The sequence below is a fragment of the Bradyrhizobium sp. LeoB3 genome (genome assembly GCF_055456055.1).
Window position 1 is genome coordinate 1 of the sequence record NZ_JBVBEF010000268.1, and the last position, 1,786, is coordinate 1,786.

The 1,786-nt window shown below is 60.5% G+C and carries 2 protein-coding genes and 1 pseudogene; 1 reads left to right on the forward strand and 2 read right to left on the reverse strand.

Going from position 1 to position 1,786, the window contains the following annotated elements:
- Positions 1 to 15: 15 nt before the first annotated feature.
- Positions 16 to 336 (forward strand): annotated as a pseudogene (locus ACZXDY_RS45745) (IS110 family transposase); the annotation flags it as partial.
- Positions 337 to 473: 137 nt separating this feature from the next.
- Here the strand turns inward: ACZXDY_RS45745 and ACZXDY_RS45750 are convergent.
- Both ACZXDY_RS45750 and ACZXDY_RS45755 read right to left on the reverse strand, forming a co-directional pair.
- Positions 474 to 1,097, reverse strand: a complete 624-nt coding sequence (locus tag ACZXDY_RS45750) for a hypothetical protein (protein ID WP_464349989.1) — start codon at positions 1,095 to 1,097, stop codon at positions 474 to 476.
- Positions 1,098 to 1,176: 79 nt separating this feature from the next.
- The coding region (locus tag ACZXDY_RS45755; protein ID WP_464349990.1) for a hypothetical protein at positions 1,177 to 1,786 on the reverse strand (610 nt) is incomplete at its 5' end.

Here is a 1,786-nt window from a genome sequence, read left to right on the forward strand (position 1 = left end):
TTAAGGGAGGCGTCCGTGTCGGAGGTTAGCATAATCGGTCTGGATATCGCCAAGCATGTTTTCCACGCTCATGGAGCAGACGGGAAAGGGCGAGCTATATTCAGCAAACGGATCAGCCGAGGAAAGCTGCTGGATTTCTTCGCAGCCCAGCCGAGTTGCACGGTAGCCCTGGAGGCATGTGGCGGAGCCCATCACTGGGCCCGTCAGCTCGCTCAGCTTGGCCATGAAGTTCGGCTGATCCCTCCCGCCTATGTAAAGCCGTTTGTGAAGCGGCAAAAGAACGACGCGATCGATGCCGAGGCGATCTGCGAAGCGGGTCAGCCGTTTTGCCGTTTCGGCTGAATAGGAACGAAACTGGTTGGCGATGGTCGACTCTGCGCCTCCGGTTCGCGACGACCCCAAAAACCTCCGACCGGAGGAAAACCTGCTCACCAGGTTGGGGGCCCCAGCGGGCACAGGCTGGGGCCGTTTTGCTATCCCTCGTAAAGCGGCTTCGCTTTCGGCTTGTGCCGCATGGCTTCCGCCATCTCCGCTGCAATCTCGTGATCGTGCGCCAAGAATCCCCGATGGCGCAGCCAGCCGATTGCTTGGGTCGTGGTGTCGTGAATGTCGTCATTCTTTCCTTTCGGAAAGACTTCCGATTGAGCGATAACCTTCTCCGCCCATTCGGTATCTGGCGCGTAGATCATCCGAGCGGCGAACGTCGGCTCAACCCCATGGGTACGCGCGACCTTGTCGGTTTTCGGCGTAATCATTTCGATATTCCAATCCTCCTCTTTGTAGAGGCGGCGGATTTCCTGCGCGACCGTGATTCCAGTTGCCTTTGCTTCGATCAGGAGCTTGTCGACACGGAAGCGACGGCAACTATATGCGACCCATTCCACAAGGCCCCAGGAAGGCATAGAGCGGATATCGTGCGCGCGCTTGGTTTCGCCCGGCAACTGCTCAACAGCCACCCCGTGAAGCTCGCAATGCTTTGACCAGCCCCACATGAGCATGGCCCGCGGCCGGTCCCGTTTGTCGCGCCAAATACCCCAGATCGTGAGGGCCGACGGATCGTTTTCTTCCTTCGCGCTTGGACGGTTTGCCGCGGTCATTCATCCTTACGTCCGCCGCGAGCAATCGTGGCCGCCTCCAACGTAACGCCATGAACCAGCGGGTCCGCGTGGCGATGGACTAACTGCCATTCAGAACCGTCCTTGCGATAGGTTTCCGTAACTCGGAGCGACCAGTCTTGTTTTGGTAAGCTCCCGACTTCGGCATATTGCCGCTCGACCATGACGAGAACGACCAGCTTACCCGCGCGCTCGCCGCAATGCGGCCTCTAGGCGAGCCTTCTCCTTCTTCCAACGCGATTCCTCGGCCTGCGCCTTTTCCTCGAAGGTCGGCAGCGTTCTCTTCGTGCTCCCGGCGTGCAGCGTCCAAAGTCGATTGCGCCTTGACGACGGCCTCTTGCCGTCGCTCGCGTTCCTTCTGCCGGGCAGCCTCTTCCTTTGCGCGTTTACGCTCGCGGCGCTTCTGCTCCCTCTCGAAAGCGATTGCCGCCTTCCGCTCGGCTGCCTCGTCTTCGGTTGGCTTCGGACGTCTCTGCGGCTTTCGGCTCGCCGACTTGCGGTTTGCCTTCGTCGAACTGCCGCCGGCGAGATTGCTTGGCAGCTCCGCGTGCTCCTTGAACGCTCCTCTGGAGCCGACGGGGCGCTTCAGAACGACGCCCGGCGCCGCCATGGTTGCGGCGACGACGTTCGGATCCTCGCTCTCCTTGGCCGCCCCCTGATGAAAGAGATTG

Excerpts from the sequence above, each read along its gene's own strand:
- ACZXDY_RS45750 (WP_464349989.1), bottom strand. The coding sequence starts at position 1,097 with ATGACCGCGGCAAACCGTCCAAGCGCGAAGGAAGAAAACGATCCGTCG.